Below are 24,889 nucleotides of genomic sequence, written 5' to 3'. Positions count from 1 at the left end.
GGCTTGTCGGCCGGGCCGCTCGCCGGGCCGCTCCGGGGCTGCGGCAGGGGCCCGGCCGTGGCGGCTCAGACCGAGATGGCCGCGACACCCCCCGTGCCCTCGCCGAACATGCGCTCTTGCATGTGCGCGACAATCATCCCCGGCGTCGGGTGATCGAAAACAAGACCGGCCGAGAGCTTCGCCCCCATCAGTTCGCCCAGCCGGTTGCGCAGTTCGAGCGCGGTCAGCGAGTCGAAGCCGATCTCGAAGAGGCCCTGGTCCACGTCGATGTGGTGGGACGCGCTGTAGCCGAGGACGACGGCGACCTGGGCCCGGACCACGTCCAGCAGGAGCGCCGCGCGCTCCGCGCCGGGCAGCCCGGCCAGCCGCTCGGCCAGCTTGCGCCGCTCGTCCCCCGAGACCGCGGCCCGGGCCAGCTGCCGGCTCGCGCGCACCAGGCCGCGCAGCAGCGGCGGTGCCTCGCGCCCGGCCGCGGCGTCGGCGCGCAGCGCACGCAGGTCCAGCTTGGCCGGCACCAGCAGCGCCCGGTCACCGCGCAGCGCGGTGTCGAACAGCTCCATGCCCTCGGCCGGGGTCATGCCCAGCAGACCGCCGCGCCGGTTCAGCCGGCTGCGGGTGAGGTCGTCGGTGCCGGCCGCCATGCCGGTCTCCTGCTCCCACAGGCCCCAGGCCAGCGACAGCGCCGGCAGACCGGCCGCCCGGCGCCGGGCCATCAGCCCGTCCATGTAGGCGTTCGCCGCCGCGTAGGCGCCGGTGCCCGCGCCGAGGAAGACCGCCGACACCGACGAGTAGACCACGAACGCGTCCAACTCCGGGGCCAGTTCGCGCGTCAGCTCGTCCAGGTGCCGGGTCGCCGTCACCTTCGCCGCGAACACCCGCTCCAGCCGCTCCCGGTCGACCTCGCCGATCACGCCCGCGTCGAACAGGCCCGCGGCGTGCAGCACCGCGGTCAGCCGGCGGCCGTCGCGCCGGACGGCGGCCAGCAGCTCCGCCACCGCGTCCCGGTCGGTCACGTCGCAGGCCGGCACGGCCACCGACTCGGCGCCGAGCGCGTGCAGCTCGGCCACCAACTCCCGGGCGCCGTCGGCCTCCAGGCCCCGCCGGCTGGTCAGCACCAGGTGCCGGATCCCGTGCTCGGTCACCAGGTGCCGGGCCAGCACCGCACCCAGCGACCCGGTACCACCGGTGACCAGCACCGTCCCCGCCCGGTCCAGCACCGGCTCCGCCCGGTCGACGGCGCCGGCCCGGGCGAGCCGGGGCACGTGGAGCGTCGCGCCGCGCACCGCGACCTGCGGCTCGCCGACGGCCAGCACCGGCCCCAGCAGCGGCTCGACCTCCGACAGGTCGGACGCGTCGGTGTCCAGCAGCACGATCCGGTCCGGGTTCTCCGCCTGCGCCGCGCGGACCAGACCCCAGACGGCGGCGCCGGCCGGGTCCGTCACCGTGGCGTCGCCACCGGCGGGCACCGCGCCCCTGGTCACCACCACCAGCCGGGTCTCCTCCAGCCCGGCGCCGGCCAACCAGGTCTGGACGACCTCCAGCACCCGGTCCGTCACGTCCAGCGGGGTGTCCGCGTCGGCGCCGGTGACCGCCTCCAGGATCGCGGTCTCCGGGACGGCCGCCCCGGACAGCGCGTCCTCCGCGAGGGTGGCCACCTCCTCGGCGGTGGACAACCGCACCCAGGACGGCGAGCCGGCGGCCCCGTCCGGGAGCACCTCCGTCCAGTCCACCCGGAACAGCGAGTCGCCGCCCGCACGGCCCGCCGCCGCGCCCAACTGCTCGGCGGACACCGGGCGGAACACCAGCGAGTCGGCCGTCAGGACGGCGCCGCCGGCCTCGTCGACCGCCTCCAGCGAGAGCGCGTCGGGCGCCGGCTGGGCGACCCGCACCCGCAGCGACGAGGCGCCCGCGGCGTGCAGGACCAGGCCGTTCCAGGCGAACGGCAGCATCGTCCGGTGCTCGCCCGTGCTCAGGAAGGCCTTGGCGTGCAGGGCCGCGTCCAGCAGCGCCGGGTGGATGCCGAACCCGGCGGCGCTGCCCCGGTGGTCCTCCGGCAGGGCGATCTCGGCGAAGACCTCGTCACCGCGCCGCCAGGCCGCCCGCAGGCCCCGGAACACCGGCCCGTAGACGTAGTTGTGCTCCAGCAGACCGGCGTAGAACTCCTCGGGGCCGATCTCCACCCGCTCCGCGCCGGGCGGCGGCCAGGCGCTGAAGTCGAACCGCGACCCGGCCGCCCGGGCCGTGGCCGTCAGGACACCGGTGGCGTGCCGGGTCCACGGGTCGCCGACGGCCTCCTCGCGGGTCGAGTACACGGCGACCGTGCGGGCACCGCCCTCGTCCGGACCGCCGACGGTGACCTGCACCCGGACGCCGCCCTGCTCGGGCAGGATCAGCGGGGCCTCGATCACCAGCTCGTCCAGCGTGCCGCAGCCGACCTCGTCACCGGCCCGCACGGCCAGCTCCACCAGGCCCGTCCCGGGCACCAGCACGACGTCGCCGACCGCGTGGTCGGCCAGCCAGGGGTGGGTGCGCAGGGAGAGCCGGGAGGTGCACAGCACCCCGCCGGTCTCCGGCACCTCCACCACCGCGCCGAGCAGCGGGTGGTCCACCCCCGCCAGGCCCAGCGAGGTCGCGTCGGTGGCCGCCGCGGTCATCGGGAGCCAGTAGTGCTGGTGGTCGAAGGCGTAGGTCGGCAGGTCCACTTCGGCGCCACCGGCCGCGTCGGGCAGCACGCCCGTCCAGTCCACCGCCACACCGCGGACGAAGAGTTCGGCCATCGAGGCCAGCAGGCGGCGCGGGCCGCCCTCGTCCCGCCGCAGCGAACCGGTCACCAGGACCTCGACCCCGGCCCCGTCGGCGACCTCGGTGATCGGCTGGGCCAGCACCGGGTGGGTACTGGCCTCCACGAACACCGTGTGGTCCTCGGCGAGCAGCGCGGCGACCGCCGGGCCGAAGCGGACCTGGCCCCGCAGGTTGCGGTACACGTAGCCGCCGTCGATCACGCCGGCCTCGCGGACCCACTCACCGGTCACCGTCGAGAAGAGCGGGACCAGCGGCGCCCGGCCGCGGATGTCCGCGAACGCCTCCGCCAGGACCTCCTCCAGGGCCTCGGCGTGCCGGGTGTGGGAGGCGAAGTCCACCGCGACCCGGCGCACCCGTACCCCGTCGGCGGCCAGCACCTCGACGGCCTCGTCCAGCACGTCGAGGTCACCGGCGACCACCACCGACGCGGGGCCGTTGACCACCGCGACCTCCAGCCGGCCCGCCCAGCGCTCCAACCGGGCCAGCGCCTCGGCCTCGGAGAGCGCCACCGAGGCCATCCCGCCGAGCCCGGCCAACTGACCGGCGATCACCCGGCTGCGCACCGCGACGATCCGGGCCGCGTCCTCCAGGGAGAGCGCACCGGCCACGCAGGCCGCCGCGATCTCGCCCTGCGAGTGCCCCAGCACCGCGTCCGGGATCACCCCCACCGACGCCCAGACGGCGGCCAGCCCGACCATCACCGCGAAGCTCGCGGGCTGCACCACATCGGCCCGGTCCAGGACCTCGGCCGGCGCCTCGCCGCGCAGCACCTCCTCCAGCGACCAGTCCACCCAGGGGCCGAGCGCCCGGGCGCACTCGGCGATGCGCTCGGCGAACACCGGTGAGGTGTCCAGCAGTTCACGGCCCATCCCGGCCCACTGCGCCCCCTGACCGGGGAAGACCAGGACGAGCTTGCCCACCGTGCCCGCGGTGCCCGTCACCAGCCCGGCGGCGGACTCGCCCCGGGCCAGCGCGGCCAGCCCGGCCGACGCCTCCGCCCGGGACCCGGCCACCACCACCGCGCGCTCGGAGAGCAGCGCCCGCCGGGAGAGCAGCGCACCGGCCAGCGCCGCCGGGGCGGTCGCCCCGGCGAGCTCCGTCAGCCGCCCGCCCTGGGCCGCCAGCGAGGCGGCGTTCTTCGCCGAGACCACCAGCGGCACCACGGCGTCGGGGGCGGACCCGGCCTCGGCCGGCTGCTCCTCGGGGGCCTGCTCCAGGATCACGTGCGCGTTGGTCCCGCTCAGGCCGAAGGAGGAGACCCCGGCCCGGCGCGGCCGGTCCACCTCGGGCCACTCCCGCGCCTCGGTCAGCAGCTCGACGGCGCCCGCCGTCCAGTCCACCTGCGAGGAGGGCGCGTCCACGTGCAGGGTCGCGGGCATCACGCCGTGCCGCAGCGCCTGCACCATCTTGATCACACCCGAGACACCCGCCGCCGCCTGGGCGTGGCCGATGTTGGACTTCAGCGAGCCCAGCCAGAGCGGGCGCTCCGGGTCACGGCCGCGACCGTAGGTGGCCAGCAGCGCCTGCGCCTCGATCGGGTCCCCCAGGACGGTGCCCGTGCCGTGGCCCTCGACCAGGTCCACATCGGCTGTCGACAGCCCGGCCGCCGCCAGCGCCTTGCGGATCACCCGCTGCTGCGAGGGGCCGTTCGGCGCGGTCAGTCCGTTGGACGCGCCGTCCTGGTTCACCGCGGACCCGCGCAGCACCGCGAGCACCGGGTGGCCGTTGCGCCGCGCCTCGGAGAGCCGCTCCAGCACCACCACACCGGCGCCCTCGGCCCAGCCGGTGCCGTCGGCGGCGTCCGCGTAGGACTTGCAGCGGCCGTCCGTCGCCAGCGCCTTCTGCCGCGAGAACTCCATGAACATGCTCGGGCTGGACATCACCGTCGAACCGCCGGCCAGGGCCAGCGAGCACTCGCCCTGGCGCAGCGCCTGGGCGGCCAGGTGGATCGCCACCAGCGAGGAGGAGCAGGCCGTGTCCACGGTGACCGCCGGGCCCTCGAAGCCGAACACGTAGGACACCCGGCCCGACGCCACACTGGCGCCGGCGCCGGTCAGCGCGAAGCCGCCCAGCTCCGGCGGCACGCTGCCACCGGCGTAGTAGTCGACGCCCATGATGCCGTTGAACACCCCGACCTCGGTGCCCTTCAGCGAGCCCGGGTCGATGCCGGCCCGTTCCATCGCCTCCCAGGAGGTCTCCAGCAGCAGCCGCTGCTGCGGGTCCATCGCCAGCGCCTCACGCGGCGAGATCCCGAAGAAGGCCGGGTCGAACAGCGGTGCCTCGTGCAGGAAGCCGCCCTGGCTGACGTAGGAGGTGCCCTCGCTCTCCGGGTCGGCGTCGAACAGCTCGTCCAGGCCCCAGCCGCGGTCGGAGGGGAACAGCGACACGCCGTCCCGCCCCTCGGTGACCAGCTGCCACAGGTCCTCCGGGGTGGCCACCCCGCCGGGCAGCCGGCAGGCCATGCCGACGATCACCACCGGATCGGCCGGATCGTGCACGGCCGCCGCCGGTACCACCGGGCCCGCCGCGACCGCCGTGCCGTCGAACTCGCCGTCCAGGTAGCGGGCCAGGGCGAGCGGGGTGGGGTAGTCGAAGACGGCCGTGGCGGGCAGGCTGAGGCCGGTGGCCTCGCGCAGCCGGTTGCGCAGCTCGACGGAGGTCAGCGAGTCGAAGCCGGCGTCCTTGAAGGCCCGCTCCGCCGCGACCTTCGCCGCGCCCGCGTGGCCGAGCACCGACGCGACGTGCGTCCGGACCAGCTCCAGCAGCAGCGCCTCGCGCTCGGCCGCGGCCAGCCCGGCCAGTCGGCCGGCGAGTCCGCCGCCGGCGCCGGTCGCGGCGGCCCGCGCCGACTGCCGGCCGGGGCGGACCAGGCCCAGCAGCAGGGGTGGCACCCCGGCGCCGGCCGTGGCGGCCGTGCGCAGGGCCCGCAGGTCCAGCTTGACCGGGACGAGCAGCGCCCGGTCACTGTGCAGCGCGGTGTCGAAGAGCTCCATGCCCTCCGCCGGCGTCAGCGGCTGGGCGCCGCCACGCCGGTTCATCCGGCTCCGGGACAGCTCGTCCAGGTCGGCGCCCATGCCGTCGCTCTGCGCCCACGGGCCCCAGGCCAGCGACAGCGCGGGCAGGCCGTCCGCCCGGCGCCGGGCCATCAGCCCGTCCAGGTAGGCGTTCGCCGCCGCGTAGGCGCCGGTGCCCGCGCCCAGGAACACCGCCGAGACGGAGGAGTACGTGATGAACACGTCCAGGTCCGGGGCGAGTTCACGGGTCAGCTCGTCCAGGTGCCGGGTCGCCGTCACCTTCGGTGCGAAGACGCGCTCCAGCCGCTCCGGGTCGATCTCGCCGACCACACCGCCGTCGAAGACACCCGCCGCGTGGACCACGGCGGTCAGCCGGTGCCCGTCGCGCCGGGCGGCGGTCAGCAGCTCCGCCACCGCGTCGCGGTCGGTCACGTCACAGGCCGGTACGGCCACCGACTCGGCGCCGAGCGCGTGCAGCTCGGCCACCAACTCCCGGGCACCGTCGGCCTCCAGGCCCCGCCGGCTGGTCAGCACCAGGTGCCGGATCCCGTGCTCGGTCACCAGGTGCCGGGCCAGCACCGCACCCAGCGACCCGGTACCGCCGGTGACCAGCACCGTCCCCGCCCGGTCCAGCACCGGCTCGGTGCCCCGGGCGATACCGGCCCGGGCGAGGCGCGGCACGGACAGGGCCGCACCGCGCACGGCGACCTGCGGTTCACCGGTGGCCAGGACGGCGGTCAGGACCGCGTCGAGGTCGGTGCCGGCCTCGGCGTCGAGCAGCACGATCCGGTCCGGGTTCTCCGCCTGCGCCGCCCGGAGCAGACCCCAGACGGCGGCGCCGGCCGGGTCGGTCACCGCGGCGTCGCCGCCGGCGGGCACCGCGCCCCTGGTCGCCACCACCAGCCGGGTCTCCTCCAGCCCGGCGCCGGCCAGCCAGGCCCGGACGACCTCCAGCACCCGCCGGGTCAGCGCGAGCGGGGTGTCCCCGGGGCCATCGATGACGGCCTCCAGCAGCACCGCCGCCGGCGCGGCGGCGCCGATGCCCTCGCCGGTGCCCTCGCCCTCGCCCTCGCCCTCGAACAGTGCCGCCACGTCCGCCGGGGCGGTGACCCGGGCCGGGACCGGGCCGGGGGTGGGGGCGGCGGGCAGGGTGGCCGACTCGGTCCACTCCACCCGGTACAGCGCGTCGCTGCCCGGCGTCCCCGCCGCCGCCTCCAACTGCTCGGCGGAGACGGCGCGCGAGACCAGCGAGTCCAGCGTCAGGACGAGCCCGCCGGCGTCGTCGACGGCCTCCAGCGACAGGGCGTCCGGCCCCGGCCGGGCGACCCGCACCCGGACCGAGGCGGCCCCGGCCGCGTGCAGCACCAGCCCGTTCCAGGCGAACGGCAGCCGGACCACCGGCTCCTCGTCCGGTGCGTCGTCCGGCCGGGCGCCGCTCAGCGCGGCCGCCGCGTCCAGCATGCTGGAGTGCAGGGCGGCGTCGAGCAGGCCGGGGTGGATGCCGAACCCGGCGGCCCGCTCGCGCAGTTCGTCCGGCAGGGCCACCTCGGCGAAGATCTCCTCACCGCGCCGCCAGACCGCACGCACGCACTGGAACGACCGGCCGTAGGCGTACCCCGCGCGGTCGAGCAGGTCGTAGCCGCCGGTGATGTCCACCGGCTGCGCGCCGGGCGGCGGCCAGGCGGTGAAGTCGAACTCCGGCTCGACGGCGCCGGCCGTCGTCGGCAGCAGTGTGCCGGTGGCGTGGCGGACCCAGGCGTCCATGGCTCCCGCGGTGTCGGTGCCCTCCACCGCGTCCTCGCGGGCGGAGTACACCTCCACCGTGCGGGCGCCCCGCTCGTCCGGGCCTCCGACGGCGACCTGGACCCGCAGGCCGCCGTGCTCGGGCACCACCAGCGGTGCCTCGATGACGAGTTCGTCCAGCACCCCGCAACCGACCTCGTCGCCGGCCCGCACGGCCAGCTCCACCAGACCGGTCCCGGGGACGAGGACCACTCCCCCGACGGCGTGGTCGGCGAGCCAGGCGTGCGTGCGCAGCGACAGCCGGGAGGTGAACACCAGGCCGTCGGACTGCGGCAGTTGGACGACCGCTCCGAGCAGCGGATGGTCGGCCTTGCCCTGGCCGAGCGAGGTGGCGTCGGTCAGCGGGGTGGCCGGGAGCCAGTAGTGCTCGTGCTCGAAGGCGTAGGTGGGCAGCTCCAGATGGGTGGGCGTGAAGCCGGCGGGCAGCGTCTTCGCCCAGTCCACCGCGACGCCCCGGACGAAGAGTTCGGCGACCGAGGCCAGCACGGTGTGCGCCTCGGGGCGGCCGTCGCGCAGAGCGGCGACCGTGACCGCGCGCTCACCGGCGGACTCCGCGACCACGCCGCTCAGCGCGGCGCCGGGGCCGAGCTCGACGAAGAGCGCCCCACCCGCTCCGGCCGCCGTGGCGATGCCGTCGGCGAACCGGACCGGGCGGCGGACATGGCCCACCCAGTAGGCGGGGTCGGCCAGTTGACCGGGCTCGGCCACCTGTCCGGTCACGTTGGAGACGATCGGGACCTGTGCCTCGCCCCAGGCGACGTCGGCGAGCACGGCGGCGAACTCCGCCAGCATCGGCTCCATCAGCGCCGAGTGGAAGGCGTGCGAGACGGTGAGCTGCTTGACCTTGCGGCCTTGTGCCTTCAGGCTATCGGCGGCCTTCAGCACGGCCGCCTCCTCCCCGGAGAGGACCACCGACGAAGGACCGTTCACCGCCGCCAGGTCCACGCCGTCGTCGAGGAGTTCGGCGACCTCGGCCTCGGTGGCTGCCACCGCCACCATCGCGCCGCCCGAGGGCAGCGCCTGCATCAGCCGGCCCCGCGCGGCGACCACCGCCGCCGCGTCGCCGAGCGAGAGCACCCCGGCCACATGCGCGGCCGTGATCTCCCCGATCGAGTGGCCCAGCACCGCGTCCGGCCGGACGCCCCAGGACTCGACCAGCCGGAACAACGCCGTCTCCACCGCGAACAGACCCGCCTGGGTATACACGGTCTGGTCCAGCGACCCGGCCGTACCGAACACCACGTCCTTGACCGGGTGCTCGGTCCACCCCGCCAACCGCGCGTCCAACGCCGCACACGCAGCCTCGAAGACCTCGGCGAACACCGGGTACCGCTCCGCCAGCTCCCTGCCCATCCCGACCCGCTGCGAACCCTGCCCCGGGAAGACGAGGACCACCTTCCCCGGACCGCCGGACGGGGACGCGCTGCCGCTCGCCCCGGCGGGCGCGGACTCGCCGCGTGCCAGCGCGGCCAGGCCCGCCAGCGTCTCCTCGCGCGAGCCGGCCACCAGCACCGCCCGCTCGCCCAGCACCGCACGCTGGGCGAGCAGCGCACCCGCCACCGCGACCGGCGCCCCGGCCCCGGGCGTGTCGACGGAGGACGCCTCGACGAAGGCGGCCAGCCGCCCGGCCTGGCCGGCCAGGGCGGCGGCCGAGGCGGCCGACAGCACCAGCGGGACGACGCCCTCGGGCACGGCCGCCGGCCGCGCCTCCTCCTCGGGGGCCTGCTCCAGGATCAGGTGGGCGTTGGTGCCACTGACGCCGAAGCCGGACACCGCCGCCCGGCGGGGGCGGCCGGTCTCCGGCCAGTCCCGCGCCTCGGTGAGCAGCTCCACCGCACCGGCGGACCAGTCGACCTGGGTGGACGGTGCGTCCACGTGCAGGGTGGGCGGCATGACGCCGTGCCGCAGCGCCTGCACCATCTTGATCACGCCCGACACCCCGGCGGCGGCCTGGGTGTGGCCGATGTTGGACTTCAGCGATCCCAGCCGCAACGGCCGCTCGACGGGCCGGTCCTGACCGTAGGTGGCCAGCAGGGCCTGCGCCTCGATCGGGTCACCCAGCACCGTGCCCGTGCCGTGGCCCTCCACCACGTCCACATCCGCGGTGGACAGACCCGCGTTGGCCAGCGCCTTGCGGATCACCCGCTGCTGCGAAGGACCGTTCGGCGCGGTCAGACCGTTCGACGCGCCGTCCTGGTTCACCGCGCTGCCGCGGACCACCGCGAGCACCCGGTGCCCCTTGCGCCGCGCCTCCGACAGCCGCTCCAGCACCACCACACCCGCGCCCTCGGCCCAGCCCGTGCCGTCCGCCGCGTCCGCGTACGCCTTGCACCGGCCGTCGGCCGCCAGCCCGCGCTGGCGCGAGAAGTCGATGAAGAGGCCGGGGGTGGCCATCACGGTCGCGCCGCCGGCCAGCGCCATCGAGCACTCGCCGCGGCGCAGCGCCTGGGCCGCCAGGTGGATCGCCACCAGCGAGGAGGAGCAGGCGGTGTCGAGCGTCACCGCCGGGCCCTCGAAGCCGAACACGTAGGAGATCCGGCCGGACGCCACGCTGGCGGCCGCGCCCGTCCCGGTGAAGCCCTCCAGCTCCGGCGGCACGCTGCCGCCGGCGAAGTAGTCGACGCCCATGATCCCGTTGAAGACCCCGACATCGCTGCCCTTGAGCGTGGCCGGGTCGATGCCGGCCCGCTCCAGCGCCTCCCAGGAGGTCTCCAGCAGCAGCCGCTGCTGCGGGTCCATGGCGAGCGCCTCGCGCGGCGAGATCCCGAAGAAGCCCCCGTCGAAGAGACCGGCCTCGTGCAGGAAGCCGCCCTGGTCCACGTAGGAGGTGCCGCGGTTCTCGGGGTCCTCGTCGAACAGCCCGTCGAGGTCCCAGCCCCGGTCGGAGGGGAAGCCCGAGACGCCGTCCCGGCCCTCGCTGACCAGGTCCCACAGCCCCTCCGGGCTGTCGACACCACCGGGCAGCCGGCACGCCATACCCACGATCGCCACAGGCTCGCTGGAGGCGCTGACGAGTTGGCGGTTCCGCTTCTTCAGCGAGCCGACCTCTTCGAGCGACTTCCGCAGCGCCTCGACAAGCTTCTCGTATGAAGTACTCACTTCACTGCCCCATTCACGTTGTACCGCATCAGCTTTCGAGGCCCTCGTCGTCGTCGCCGCCGAGCGCCAGTTGGACGAGGTCGTCGACGTCCAGGTCGGCGAGCGTGCCCGGCCGGTCGTCCTCGTCCGCCGCGTCGGCCGCCGGTCCGCCGGTGTCCAGTGCGGCCAGCCTGACCAGGGCCTCCATCAGCCCGGCCTCCCGGAATCGGGCCATCGGGAGGGAGACCAGGGCGTGCCGCAGCCGGTCCTCGTCCACTTCCGGGCCGCTCGCCGCGCCGTCCGGGAGCAGCTCGCCGTGCACGTGGCGGGCCAGGGCGAGCGGGGTCGGGTAGTCGAAGACCACGGTGGCGGACAGATTGAGGCCGGTGGCCTCGCGGAGCCGGTTGCGCAGCTCGACCGAGGTGAGCGAGTCGAATCCGGCGTCCTTGAAGGACGTCCCGGCCACCACCCCGTCCGGTCCGGTGTGGCCCAGGACCAGCGCGACCTGGGCCCGCAGGAGGTCCACCAGCAGGGCCTCCTGGTCGGCCCGGGCGAGCCCGGTGAGCCGGCGCACCAGGCCGTCGCCGCCGTCGCCGGACGCGGCCCGGGCCACCTGGCGGCCGGCCCTCACCTGGCCGCGCAGCAGGGGCGGTACTCCCCCGCCGGTCGCGGCCTCGGCCCGGATCGCCCGCAGGTCCAGCTTGATCGGCACCAGCAGCGCCTCGTCCGCGCCGAGCGCGGCGTCGAACAGCGCGGTGCCCTCCGCCGGCCCGAGCGCGAGAATGCCGCCGCGGCGGTTCGTCCGGGTGCGCCCGGCCGCCTCGGCGCCGGTGGTCATCCCGGTGGCGCTCTGCTCCCACGGGCCCCAGGCGAGCGAGAGCGCCGGCAGGCCGGCCGACCGGCGCCTGGCCATCAGGCCGTCGAGGTAGGCGTTGGCCGCCGCGTAGTTGCCCTGGCCGGCGGAGCCGAACAGGCCGGAGGCGGAGGAGTAGACGACGAACGCCGCCAGGTCGGGGGCGAGTTCGCGGGTGAGCTCGTCCAGGTGGCCGACGGCGGTCACCTTCGGGGCGAAGACCCGGGCCAGCCGCTCGGGCGTCAGCGCGCCGATCACCCCGTCGTCCAGGACGCCCGCGGTGTGCACGACGGCCGTCAGCGGGCGCTCGTCGACCACGGAGGCGAGCAGTGCGGCCACCGCGTCCCGGTCGGTCACGTCGCAGGCCGGCACGGCCACCGACTCGGCGCCCAGCGCGTGCAGCTCGGCCACCAACTCCCGGGCACCGTCGGCCTCCAGGCCCCGCCGGCTGGTCAGCACCAGATGCCGGATCCCGTGCTCGGCCACCAGGTGCCGGGCCAGCACCGCACCCAGCGACCCGGTACCACCGGTGACCAGCACCGTCCCCGCCCGGTCCAGCACCGGCTCCGCCCGGTCGACGGCGCCGGCCCGGACCAGGCGCGGCGCGGAGAGCACCGGGCCGCGCACCGCGACCTGCGGTTCACCGGTGGCCAGCACGGCGGCGAGGACCGCGTCGGCGTCGGTGCCGGCAGCGGTGTCGAGCAGGACGATCCGGTCGGGGTTCTCCACCTGGGCGGCCCGGACCAGGCCCCAGACGGCGCTGCCGGCCGGGTCCGTCACCGCGGCGTCGCCACCGGCGGGCACCGCGCCCCTGGTCGCCACGACCAGCCGGGAGGCCTCCGGGACCGGAGCGACCAGCCACGCCTGGAGCACGTCGAGCACCCGGGTGCCGAGCTCCAGCGCGTCCGCACCGGCCGCCGTCAGCACCACGGCGTCCGGCACCCCGCCCTCCGCGGCCAGCGCGGTCACCTCGTCGGCGGTGGCGACGGACACCCGGCTCGGCGCGGCCGCGAGGGGCGGCGGCGACGGCAGGGCCGTCCACTCCACCCGGAACAGCGAGTCGCCGCCCGGCGCACCCGCCGCCGCCTCCAACTGCTCGGCGGAGACGGCGCGGAACACCAGGGAGTCCAGCGTCAGGACCGGACCACCGGTCTCGTCGGCGGCCTGGAGCGACACCGCGTCCTGGCCCGACGGTGCCACCCGGACCCGCAGCGCCGAGGCGCCGACGGCGTGCAGGGTGAGCCCGTTCCAGGCGAACGGCAGGACCGTCCGGGGCTCGTCCGCCGCCTCGGGGGCATCGGCCGGGCGGACGAAGCCGTTGGCGTGCAGGGCGGCGTCGAGCAGCGCGGGATGGATGCCGAAGCGGCCCGCCCCCTCGCGGTGGTCCTCCGGCAGGGCGATCTCGGCGAAGACCTCCTCGCCGCGCCGCCAGACCGCCCGCAGGCCCTGGAACGACGGGCCGTAGGTGTAGCCGAGCCGGATCAGGTCGGCGTAGAAACCCTCGACGTCGACCTCGACCGGCTGGGCGCCGGGCGGCGGCCAGGCGGTGAGGTCGAACTCCGGTGCGGCGCCGGTCCCGGCCGGCCGCAGGGTGCCGGTGGCGTGGCGGGTCCAGCCGTCCGTACCGGCCGCCACCGCGTCCTCCCGGGCGGAGTACACCTCCACCGTCCGGGTGCCCCGCTCGTCCGGGCCGCCGAGCGCGACCTGGACCCGGACGCCGCCGTGGTCCGGCACCACCAGCGGTGCCTCGATGACCAGTTCGTCCAGGGCGCCGCAGCCGGCCTCGTCGCCGGCCCGGACGGCCAGCTCGACCAGGCCGGTGCCGGGCAGCAGGACGACCCCGCCGACGGCGTGGTCGGCGAGCCACGGGTGCGTGCGCAGCGAGAGCCGGGAGGTGAACACCAGGCCGTCGTTCTGCGGCAGGTGCATCACCGCGCCGAGCAGCGGGTGGTCGGTCCCGGTCAGTCCCAGGAAGGCGGCGTCGGCGGCCGGGGCGGGCTGCAGCCAGTACTGCCGGTGGTCGAAGGCGTAGGTCGGCAGCTCCAGGTGGCCCGGGTCGGCGGGCAGGAGGCCGGACCAGTCCACCGCGACGCCCCGGACGAGGAGTTCGGCCACCGCGGCCAGCACGGTGTGCGCCTCGGGGCGGCCGTCGCGCAGGGCCGCCACGCAGAGCGCGCCGTCGCCGGCGGACTCCGCCACCGCGCTGCTGAGCGCGGCGCCGGGGCCCAGTTCGACGAACAGTGCGGTGCCGTCCCCGGCTGCGACGGCGATGCCGTCGGCGAACCGGACCGGGCGGCGGACATGGTCCACCCAGTAGGCGGGGTCGGCCAGTTGGCCGGGCTCGGCCGGTCGGCCGGTGACGTTGGAGATCACCGAAAGCCTCGGTTCGCGCCAGACCACCTCGGCGAGGACGGCGGCGAACTCCGCCAGCATCGGCTCCATCAGCGCCGAGTGGAAGGCATGCGAGACGGTCAGTTGCTTGACCTTGCGGCCCTGCGCCTTGAGGGCTTCAACGGCCTTCAGCACGGCCGCCTCCTCACCGGAGAGGACCACCGACGAAGGGCCGTTCACCGCCGCCAGATCAACGCCGTCACCGAGGAGTTCGGCGACCTCGGCCTCGGTGGCGGCGACCGCCACCATCGCGCCGCCGGACGGCAGCGCCTGCATCAGCCGGCCCCGCGCGGCGACGACCGCCGCCGCGTCCGCCAGCGAGAGCACCCCGGCCACATGGGCGGCCGTGATCTCCCCGATCGAGTGGCCCAGCACCGCGTCCGGCCGGACGCCCCAGGACTCGATCAGCCGGAACAACGCCGTCTCCACCGCGAACAGACCCGCCTGGGTGTAGACGGTCTGGTCCAGCGACCCGGCCGTACCGAACACCACGTCCTTGACCGGGTGCTCGGTCCACCCCGCCAAGCGCTCGTCCAACGCCGCACAGGCCGCGTCGAAGGCCTCGGCGAACACCGGGTACCGCTCGGCCAGCTCACGGCCCATCCCGACCCGCTGCGACCCCTGCCCCGGGAACACCAGCACCGTGCGCGCCGCCTCACCGGCGGTCCCGGTCACCAGCACCGGGCTGTGCTCGCCCCGCGCCAGGGCGCTCAGCCCGGCCAGTGCCTCCTCCGGCGAACCCGCCAGCACCACCGCGCGCTCCGACAGCAGCGCCCGCTGCGCCAGCAGCGCGGCGGCGATCTCCGCCGTCCCGGCCCCGGAGGTCTCGACGAAGGGCGCGAGCCGGTCGGCCTGCCCGGCCAGCGACCGCGCGCTCTTCGCCGACAGCACCAGCGGGACCACACCCGTCGGAGCGGCCTCGACCGCGACGGCCCGCGCCTCGGCCTCGACCGGGGCCTGCTCCAGGATCAGGTGCGCGTTCGTCCCGCTGACCCCGAAGCCGGAGACTCCCACCCGGCGGGGGCGGCCGGTCTCCGGCCACTCCCGCGCCTCGGTCAGCAGTTCGACGGCGCCCGCCGTCCAGTCCACCTGCGAGGACGGCGCGTCCACGTGCAGCGTGGGCGGCAGCACACCGTGCCGCAGCGCCTCCACCATCTTGATCACACCGGCCACCCCGGCGGCCATCTGGGTGTGGCCGATGTTGGACTTCAGCGAGCCCAGCCAGAGCGGCCGCCCCGGCTCCCGGTCCTGGCCGTAGGTGGCCAGCAGCGCCTGCGCCTCGATCGGGTCCCCCAGGACCGTCCCGGTGCCGTGGCCCTCGACCACGTCCACCTCGGTACCGGTCAGGCCCGCGTTGGCCAGCGCCTTGCGGATCACCCGCTGCTGCGAGACCCCGCTGGGCGCGGTCAGACCGTTGGACGCGCCGTCCTGGTTGACCGCCGACCCGCGCACCAGCGCGAGCACCCGGTGCCCCTTGCGCCGCGCCTCCGACAGCCGCTCCAGCACCACCACACCCGCGCCCTCGGCCCAGCCGGTGCCGTCCGCCGCGTCCGCGTAGGACTTGCACCGGCCGTCCGTCGCCAGGCCGCGCTGGCGGGAGAACTCCACGAAGGTGCCGGGGGTGGCCATCACGGTCGCACCGCCGGCCAGCGCCATCGAGCACTCGCCCTGGCGCAGCGCCTGCGCGGCCAGGTGCATCGCGACCAGCGACGACGAGCAGGCCGTGTCCACCGTGACCGCCGGGCCCTCGAACCCGAAGACGTAGGCCACTCGGCCGGAGGCCACACTGCCCATGCCGCCGGTGCCGGTGAAGCCCTCCAGCTCCGCTGGCACCGCGCCGCCGGCGCCGTAGCCCTGGCCCATGACACCGGAGAACACCCCGGCATCCGTGCCCTTCAGCGAGAGCGGGTCGATGCCGGCCCGCTCCAGCGCCTCCCACGAGGTCTCCAGCAGCAGCCGCTGCTGCGGGTCCATCGCCAGCGCCTCCCGCGGGCTGATGCCGAAGAACCCGGCGTCGAACCGCCCCGCCTCGTAGAGGAATCCGCCCTGGCTCACATAGGAGGTGCCGGCCTTTCCGGGGTCGGCGTCGAAGAGGTCCGCCACATCCCAGCCGCGGTCCTCGGGGAAGCCGGACATCGCGTCCCGGCCCTCGCTGACCAGCCGCCAGAGGTCCGCCGGGCTGCCGACGCCGCCGGGCAGGCGGCAGGCCATGCCGACGATCGCGATCGGCTCGTCCGGGTCGGCGGGCGCGACCGCCGGCGCCGCCGCGGCGGTCCCGTCGGCGACGAGACCGAACTCGGCGTGCAGGTAACGGGCGAACGCGAGCGGGGTCGGGTGGTCGAAGACCACCGTCGCGGCCAGCTTCAGACCGGTCGCCTCGCGCAGCCGGTTGCGCAGCTCGACGGAGGTCAGCGAGTCGAAGCCGGAGTCCCGGAAGGCCGTCCCGCTCCTGATCGCGTCGGGCCCCGCGTGCCCGAGCACGGTCGCCGCGTGGCCGCGGACCAGCTCCAGCAGCAGCGCCTCCTGCTCGGCCGCCGCCAGCCCGGCCAGCCGGCCGGCCAGCCCGCCGCCGCCGTCCCCCGAGGCCGCCCGCACCAGCTGCCGCCCGGTCCGCACCAGGCCGCGCAGCAGGGTCGGGACGTCCCGACCGGCCGCGGCGCCGGCGCGCAGCGCCCGCAGGTCCAGCTTGGCCGGGATGAGCAGCGCCTCGCCGGTGCGCAGGGCCGCGTCGAAGAGGTCCATGCCCTCCTCGGCCGTCATCGCCAGCACGCCGCCGCGTCGGTTCATCCGGCTGCGGGTGAGGTCGTCCATGCCGGCTGCCATACCGCCGGCGGTCTGGTTCCACAGGCCCCAGGCCAGCGAGGTCGCGGCCAGACCGGCCGCCCGGCGCTGGTGGGCGAGGGCGTCCAGGAAGGCGTTGGCGGCCGCGTAGCTGCCGGTGCCCGCGCCTAGGAACACCGAGGAGACCGAGGAGAAGACCACGAACGCCTCCAGGTCGGGGGCGAGTTCGCGGGTCAGGGCGTCCAGGTGCTGGGCCGCGGTGACCTTCGGGGCGAAGACCTGGGCGACCCGCTCGGGGTCCAGCGAGCCGATGACACCGGCGTCGGCGATGCCCGCGGTGTGCACGACGGCGGTCAGCCGGCGCCCGGCGCGTCGCACGTCGGCCAGCAGGTCCGCCACGGCAGCCCGGTCGGTCACGTCGCAGGACTCCACCGCGACCGTCGTCGCGCCGAGCCCCTTCAGTTCGGCGACCAGCTCGGCCGCGCCCTCGGCCGCCGGGCCGCGCCGGCTGACCAGCGCCAGGTGCCGGATGCCGTGGTCGGCGACCAGGTGCCGGGCGAGGATCCCGCCCAGCGAGCCGGTGCCACCGGTGATCAGGACGATGCCCTCGGGGTCGAGGCCGGTCCCCGTCCCGCCGTCGGCCCCGGCGGCCGGTGCGGCGCGGACGAGCCGCGGGACGGACAGCGCCGTGCCGCGCAGAGCCAGTTCGGGCTCCCCGGTGGCGAGCGCCGTGCCCAGCACCGGGGCGAGGTCGAGGTCGAGGTCCGCGGCGGGGTCGAGGTCGAGCAGGACGATCCGGTCCGGGTTCTCGGTCTGGGCGGCGCGGATCAGGCCCCACACCGCGCCACCGGCCGGGTCGGTGACCGCGCCGTCCGCGCCGGCGCCGACCGCGCCCCGGGTGGCGACGACCAGCCGGGCCTCCTCCAGTCCGGGCGCGGCCAGCCAGGCCTGGACGGCCGCCAGCACCCGGTTGGTCAGGACGAGCGCGGCGTCGACGCCGTCGGTGCCGTCCGCCACGGCGTCCAGGACCGCCACGGCGGGGAGCGCCGCCTCCGGGCCCGCGCCGTCGGCCAGCGCGGTGATCCCGGCCGCGTCGGACACCGCGACCCAGACCGGCCGGTCGGCCGCCGCCACCGAGGACGGTGGCAGGTCGCTCCACTCGACGCGGAACAGCGAGTCGGCGCCCGCCGTGCCCGGGCCGGCCGTCAACTGCTCGGCGGTCAGCGGCCGCAGCTCCACCGAGTCCGCCGTCAGGACCACGCCGCCGGCCGGGTCGACCGCCTCCACCGTCAGGGCGTCGCCGCCCTGCGGCGCTATCCGCACCCGCAGCACGGAGGCGCCCACGGCGTGCAGGGCGAGCCCCTGCCAGGCCAGCGGCTGCCAGACCCGGGCGCCGGTCGCGGCGCCGTCGGCCACCGCGGTGTCCCGCAGGGCCGGGTGCAGGGCGGCGTCGAGCAGGGCGGGGTGCAGGCCGAACCGCCCGGCCTCCTCCCGGCTCTCCTCGTCCACCGCGATCTCGGCGAAGGTCTCCGCGCCGCGCTGCCAGAGCCCGCGCAGGCCCCGGAAGGCCGGGCCGTGCTGGTAGCCGTGCCCGCCGAGGTCGGCGTAGAGCGCGTCGACGTCGACCGGCCGGCCCCCGGCGGGCGGCCAGACGGTGAAGTCGGCCTGGGGGGCGGCGGTCTTGGTCGTCGCGGTGAGGGTACCGGTGGCGTGGCGGGTCCAGGTGTCGCCGCCGCTGTCGCCCGCGGCGTCCTCCCGGGTGGAGTAGACGGCGACGCTGCGGGCACCGCTCTCGTCGGGGCCGCCGACGGTCACCTGGACCCGGACGCCGCCCTGTTCGGGCAGGATCAGCGGGGCCTTGACCACCAGGTCGTCGAGGGTGCCGCAGCCCAGCTCGTCACCGGCCCGCACGGCCAGCTCCACCAGGGCGCCGGCCGGGAGCAGCACGGCACCGCCGACGACGTGGTCGGCCAGCCAGGGGTGGGTGCGCAGCGACAGCCGCGAGGTGCCGAGCAGGCCGCCGGTCTCCGGCACCTCCGTCACGGCGCCCATCAGGGGGTGGTCGGCGGCGGCCTGGCCGAGCGAGGCCGCGTCGGCGGCCGGGCCGAGCTGGAGCCAGTAGTGCCGGTGGTCGAAGGCGTAGGTCGGCAGCTCGACGCGGGCGGTGCCGGTCGGCAGGACGCCCGTCCAGTCCACGGGCACGCCGCGGACGAAGAGTTCGGCCACCGAGGCCAGCAGGCGGCGCGGACCGCCCTCGTCCCGCCGCAGCGTCCCGGTGACCAGGGCCTCGACCCCGGCTTCGTCCACGATCTCGCTGACCGGTTGGACCAGCACCGGGTGCGCGCTCGACTCCACGAACACCGTGTGCCCCGCTTCGAGCAGCGCGGCGACGGCGGGGCCGAAGCGGACCTGGCCGCGCAGGTTGCGGTACCAGTACCCGCCGTCCAGCACGCCGGCCTCGGTGACCCAAGCGCCGGTGACGGTGGAGAGGAACGGCACCAGCGGGGCCTGGCTGCGAATGTCCGCGAAGGCCTCGCCGAGGGTGTCCTCGATCGCCTCGACATGACGGGTGTGGGAGGCGTAGTCCACCGCCACCCGGCGCACCCGGACACCGTCGGCCGCGAGCACCTCCAGCGCCTCGTCCAGCGCCTCGGCGTCACCGGCGATGACCACCGAGGCCGGGCCGTTGACGGCCGCGACCTCGACGCGGTCCGCCCAGCGCACCAGCCGCTCGACAGCCTCGCTCTCGGAGAGCGCCACCGACGCCATCCCCCCGCGCCCGGCCAGGCTGCCCGCGATCACCTGGCTGCGCACCGCCACGATCCGGGCCGCGTCCTCCAGGGAGAGCGCACCGGCCACGCAGGCCGCCGCGATCTCGCCCTGGGAGTGGCCCAGCACGGCGTCCGGCAGCACGCCCACCGAGGCCCAGACCGCCGCCAGACCGACCATCACCGCGAAACTCGCCGGCTGGAGCACGTCCACCCGGTCCAGCAGCTCGGCCGGGGCCTCGCCGCGCAGCACCTCCGCCAGCGACCAGTCGACGAACGGGTCCAGCGCCCGGGCGCACTCCGCGACGCGCTCCGCGAACACCGGTGAGGTGTCCAGCAGTTCACGCCCCATCCCGGCCCACTGCGAACCCTGCCCCGGGAAGACCAGGACGAGCTTGCCCGCCCCGGCCGCGCTGCCCGTCACCAGCCCGGGAGCGGACTCGCCCCGGGCCAGGGCGCCCAGCCCGGCCAGCGCCTCCTCCGTCGAACCGGCCACCAGCACCGCGCGCTCGGCGAGCGCCGTCCGCCCGGTGGCCAACGCGGCGGCGACGTCCGCCGGTTCCGGCCCCTCGGCGGTGCCGAGGAAGGCCGCCAGCCGCTCGGCCTGCCCGGCCAGCGAGCCGGCCGAGGACGCCGAGACGACCAGCGGCAGCACACCGCCCGGCGCGGACCGCACCGCGTCCGGCTCGGCGGGTGCCTCGGCGGGCGGTTCCTCCAGGACGACGTGCGCGTTGGTACCGCTGACGCCGAAGGAGGAGACCCCGGCCCGGCGCGGCCGCCCGGTCTCCGGCCAGTCCCGCGCCTCGGTGAGCAGCTCCACCGCGCCGGCCGACCAGTCCACCTCGGTACTGGGCGCGTCGACGTGCAGGGTCGCGGGCAGCACGCCGTGCCGCATGGCCTGCACCATCTTGATCACGCCCGCCACCCCGGCGGCGGCCTGGGTGTGGCCGATGTTGGACTTCAGCGAGCCCAGCCAGAGCGGACGCCCGGGCTCGCGCTCCTGACCGTAGGTGGCCAGCAGCGCCTGCGCCTCGATCGGGTCGCCCAGCACCGTGCCGGTGCCGTGCCCCTCCACTACGTCCACGTCGGCCGGGGTGAGCCCGGCCGCCGCCAGCGCCTTGCGGATCACCCGCTGCTGCGAGGGGCCGTTGGGCGCGGTCAGCCCGTTCGACGCGCCGTCCTGGTTCACCGCCGACCCGCGCAGCACCGCGAGCACCCGGTGCCCGTTGGCCCGCGCCTCGGAGAGCCGCTCCAGCAGCACCATGCCGGCGCCCTCGGCCCAGCCCGTGCCGTCCGCCGCGTCCGCGTAGGACTTGCACCGGCCGTCGGCCGCCAGCGCCCGCTGCCGCGAGAACTCCATGAACATGCCCGGCCCGGCCATCACGGTGGCGCCGCCGGCCAGCGCCAGCGAGCACTCCCCGCGCCGCAGCGCCTGCGCGGCCAGGTGCATCGCCACCAGGGACGACGAGCAGGCGGTGTCCACGGTGACCGCCGGACCCTCGAAGCCGAACACGTAGGAGATCCGGCCCGACGCCACACTGCCGGTGGTCCCCGTCCCGGTGAAGCCCTCCAGCTCCGGGGGGACGGGACCGCCGGTCGCGTAGCCCTCGTTGATCACTCCGACGAAGACGCCGACGTCCGAGCCCTTCAGCCCCGCCGCGTCGACGCCGGCCCGCTCCAGCGCCTCCCACGAGGTCTCCAGCAGCAGACGCTGCTGCGGGTCCATCGCCACCGCCTCGCGCGGCGAGATCCCGAAGAAGCCCGCGTCGAACAGCCCCGCCTCGTGCAGGAAGCCGCCCCGGCTCACATAGGAGGTGCCGCTCTTCTCCGGGTCCTCGTCGAACAGCCCGTCCAGGTCCCAGCCGCGGTCGGTCGGGAAGCCCGACACGCCGTCCCCGCGCTCGGTGACCAGCCGCCACAGGTCGTCGGGGCCCGCCACCCCGCCCGGCAGCCGGCACGCCATGCCCACGATCGCGATCGGCTCCGCCTTCTCGGCCTCCAGCTCCAGCACGCGTTGCTGGGAGCGGCGCGCTTCGGCGAGGACGCGCTTGAGGTAGTCGCGAAGCTTGCTTTCATCCGCCATCGAAGTTCGGCTCCTAGAAGGCTGTGGCGTCGGGTGGTCTGCGGGGGTGCCGGTGGCGGTCAGCTGCCGAACTCCGTGTCGATGAGGTCGAAGAGCTCGTCGTCGGAGGCGGTGTCGTAGTCGATCTGTTCCTCGGCCGCCCCGCCGCCGTTCGCCGTCGACCAGGTGGCCAGCAGGCCCTGGAGCCGGGTGGCGACCTGGGCGCGGGCCGTGTCACCGGCCGGTGTCTCGGCCAGCATCGCCTCCAGCCTGCTCAGTTCGACCAGCAGCGGGTGCGAGGTGGCGGTGGCCTCGCCGGACGGGTCCAGCCGGTCGTGCAGGTAGTGCGCGAGGGCCAGCGGCGTCGGGTAGTCGAAGACCACCGTGGCCGGCAGGCTCAGGCCCGTCGCCTCCCGGAGCCGGTTGCGCAGTTCGACGGAGGTGAGCGAGTCGAAGCCGGCGTCCTTGAACGCCGTCTCCGGCCTGACCTGCTCCGACCCGGCGTGACCGAGGACGGTCGCCACCCGGGCGCGGACCAGGTCCAGCAGCAGGGCCTGCTGCTCGGCGGGCGCCAGCCCGGCCAGCCGGCGGGCCAGCCCGCCGCCGCCGTCACCGGCGGCCGCCCGGACGGCCTGCCGGCCGGTGCGGACCAGACCGCGCAGCAGCGGCGGGACACCGCCGCCGAGCGCGGCGTCGGCGCGCAGCGCCCGCAGGTCGAGCTCGACCGGCACCAGCAGGGCCTCGCCGGTGCGCAGCGCCGCGTCGAACAGCGCCGTGCCCGCCTCGGCCGTCAGGGGCCGGACACCGCCCCGGCGGCCGCTCCGGTCCTGACCGGGCCCGTCGGCGGAGCCGTCGGCCTGCGCCCACACACCCCAGGCGAGGGACGTACCGGGCAGGCCTGCCGCGCGGCGCCGGTGCGCCACCGCGTCCAGATAGGCGTTGGCCGCGGCGTAGCCGCCGGTGCCCGCGCCCAGGAAGACCGAGGAGGCGGAGGACATCAGGACGAACGCGTCCAGCTCGGGGGCGAGTTCGCGGCTCAGCTCGTCCAGGTGGCGGACGGCGGTCACCTTCGGCGCGAAGACCCGCGCCATCCGGTCCGGGTCGACCTCGCCGATCACCCCGGCGTCGAAGACCCGGGCGGCGTGCACGATGCCGGTCAGCGGGTGCCCGGCCGGCACGGCGGCCAGGAGCGCCGCGACCGCCTCCCGGTCGGTGACGTCGCAGGCCACCACCGACACCGTGGCCCCGGCGGCCTCCAGCTCGGCGGCGAGCTCCGCCGCGCCGTCGGCGTCCGGGCCGCGCCGGCCCGCGAGGACCAGGTGGCGGACGCCGTGCCGCGCGACCAGGTGACGGGCGGTCAGGGCGCCGAGCGAGCCGGTGCCGCCGGTGATCAGGACCGTGCCGTCCGGGCGGAAGGCCGGTTCGCCGCCGGGCACCTCGCCGGCGGTCCGGGCCAGGCGCGGTACGTGCAGCGCCGTCCCGCGCACCGCGACCTGCGGCTCGCCGAGCGGCAGCGCCGCGGCGAGCGCGGTGTCCAGGTCGTCGGGCGCGGCCGGGTCGAGGTCGAGCAGGACGATCCGGTCCGGGCTCTCGGCCTGGGCCGCCCGGACCAGGCCCCAGACGGCGGCGCCGGCCGGGTCGGCGAGCGCGGCGTCGCCGCCGGCGGGCACCGCGCCCCGGGTCCGCACCACCAGTCGGGAGTCCTCCAGGGCTTCGTCGGCCAACCAGGACTGCACCACCGCCAGCACCCGGGTGGTGAGCGGGAGGACGGCGTCCGCCCCCTCGCCGTCGGTGACGGCCGTCAGGACCACGACCGGGGGAACGTCCCCACCGGCCGTCAGGGCCGCGAGGTCCGCCTCGGTCGAGACGGCCGCGCGCCGCGGCGCCGTGCCGGTGCCCTGCAGCGGCGCCGGGGGCAGCGCCGTCCAGTCGACCCGGTACAGGCCGTCGTCGTCGGCCGTGCCCGCCGCGGCCGCCAACTGCTCGGCGGAGAGCGGCCGCAGCGTCACCGCGGCTGCCGTCAGGACCGGGCCGCCGGCCTCGTCGACCGCCGCCAGTGCCAGCCTGTCGGGCCCGGCCGCGGTGATCCGCACCCGCAGCGCGGAGGCGCCGACGGCGTGCAGGGCCAGCCCGTGCCACTCCAGCGGCTGCCACGTCCGGTCCCGGTCCGCCGCGGCCGCGTCCCGCAGGGCGGGGTGCAGGGCGGCGTCCAGCAGCGCGGGGTGCAGGCCGAACCGGGCGGCGGTGTCCCGCTGCCCGTCGGGCAGGGCGAGCTCGGCGAACACCTCGTCGCCGCGCCGCCACACCGCCCGGAGGGCGCGGAACAGCGGTCCGTACTCGTGGCCGTGAGCGATGAGTTCGGTGTAGAGGCCGTCGACGTCGACCGGCTCCGCACCGGCCGGGGGCCACGCCCCGGTGTCGAACGGCTCGGCCCCCGCCGTGGGCGCCACCGCGAGGGTGCCGGTGACGTGGCGGGTCCAGGTCTCCGTCGCGTCCTCGTGGGCGGAGTACACCTCGACCTTGCGGGCGCCCTGCTCGTCCGGGCCGCCGACGGCGACCTGGACCCGGACCCCGCCGTGCTCGGGCAGGAGGAGCGGTACCTCGATGACCAGGTCGTCGAGGGTGCCGCAGCCGACCTCGTCCCCGGCCCGGACGGCCAGCTCCACCAGGGCGGCACCGGGGACGAGGACCACTCCCCCGACGGTGTGGTCGGCGAGCCAGCCGTGGGTGCGCAGCGACAGCCGGGAGGTGAACACCAGGCCGTCCGACTGCGGCAGTTGGACGACGGCGCCGAGCAGCGGGTGGTCGGCCCGGCCCTGGCCGAGCGAGGCCGCGTCGGTGGCGGCAGCGCTCCGGAGCCAGTAGTGCTCGTGGTCGAAGGCGTAGGTGGGCAGCTCCAGATGGGTGACCGGAAGGCCGACGGGCAGGGTCTTCGCCCAGTCCACCGCGACGCCCCGGACGAAGAGTTCGGCGACCGAGGCCAGCACGGTGTGCGCCTCGGGGCGGCCGTCGCGCAGCGCGGCCACCGTGACCGCGCGCTCACCGGCGGACTCCGCGACCACGCCGCTCAGCGCGGCGCCGGGGCCGAGCTCGACGAAGACCGCGTTACCGGGACCGGCCGCCGTGGCGATGCCGTCGGCGAACCGGACCGGGCGGCGGACATGGTCCACCCAGTAGGCGGGGTCGGCCAGCTGACCGGGCTCGGCCGGACGGCCGGTGACGTTGGAGATCACCGCGAGCTTGGGCTCGCCCCACGACACGTTGGCCAGGGCGGTGGCGAACTCCGCCAGCATCGGCTCCATCAGCGCCGAGTGGAAGGCGTGCGAGACGGTCAGCT

Annotated in this window: 3 protein-coding genes; all 3 read right to left on the bottom strand. The window is 76.4% G+C overall.

Annotation, left to right across the window (positions count from 1 at the left end; translation table 11 throughout):
* Positions 1-65: 65 nt before the first annotated feature.
* On the bottom strand, positions 66-10,718 hold the full coding sequence (locus tag ABZ495_RS05940; protein WP_359834619.1) for a type I polyketide synthase: 10,653 nt from the start codon (positions 10,716-10,718) through the stop codon (positions 66-68).
* Positions 10,719-10,746: 28 nt separating this feature from the next.
* Positions 10,747-21,573 (bottom strand): type I polyketide synthase, encoded by a 10,827-nt coding sequence (locus ABZ495_RS05935; protein WP_359834617.1) that lies wholly within the window; start codon positions 21,571-21,573, stop codon positions 10,747-10,749.
* 59 nt (positions 21,574-21,632) lie between these two features.
* On the bottom strand, positions 21,633-24,889 hold a 3,257-nt coding region (locus ABZ495_RS05930), incomplete at its 5' end, for an SDR family NAD(P)-dependent oxidoreductase (RefSeq protein ID WP_359834615.1).

It is taken from the genome of Kitasatospora sp. NPDC005748 (assembly GCF_040630735.1).
GTDB lineage: Bacteria > Actinomycetota > Actinomycetes > Streptomycetales > Streptomycetaceae > Kitasatospora.
The sequence above is the reverse complement of the archived record's forward strand: the minus strand, read 5'-3'. Positions and strand labels throughout refer to the sequence as shown.